General features: G+C 50.5%; 1 protein-coding gene. It reads left to right on the top strand.

Features of this window, described 5'->3' with window-relative positions; genetic code table 11:
• Window positions 1–289: hypothetical protein (locus CES82_RS12590; protein ID WP_180245749.1), on the top strand; the 289-nt coding region annotated here is incomplete at both ends.

Genomic DNA, 289 nt, shown 5'->3' with positions numbered 1-289 from the left:
GATCACGGTTAGCCAAAATAATGACGGTGATTACAGCGCAACTGTTGCCGACAAGACGGTGAGTGTTAGCCGGACGGCTAGCGTGGATGAAAATGGACAGGTTGTATATACCGACTGGACAGTTGATGGTGGCACTGGGAGTGAATTAGTGCCTGAATTAACCGCCGCAGCAACTGCTGTTAAAGGGTTCCAGAACACGGTAGATAACGGTGGTGCTTACAGCAGTGCAGACTTTAAGGCGGTTACAGATGCCGGCAAACCAGGTGATGAGGGTTATACCACTACGGTC

It is taken from the genome of Secundilactobacillus silagincola (genome assembly GCF_002583405.1).
GTDB lineage: Bacteria > Bacillota > Bacilli > Lactobacillales > Lactobacillaceae > Secundilactobacillus > Secundilactobacillus silagincola.
The sequence above is the reverse complement of the archived record's forward strand: the minus strand, read 5'-3'. Positions and strand labels throughout refer to the sequence as shown.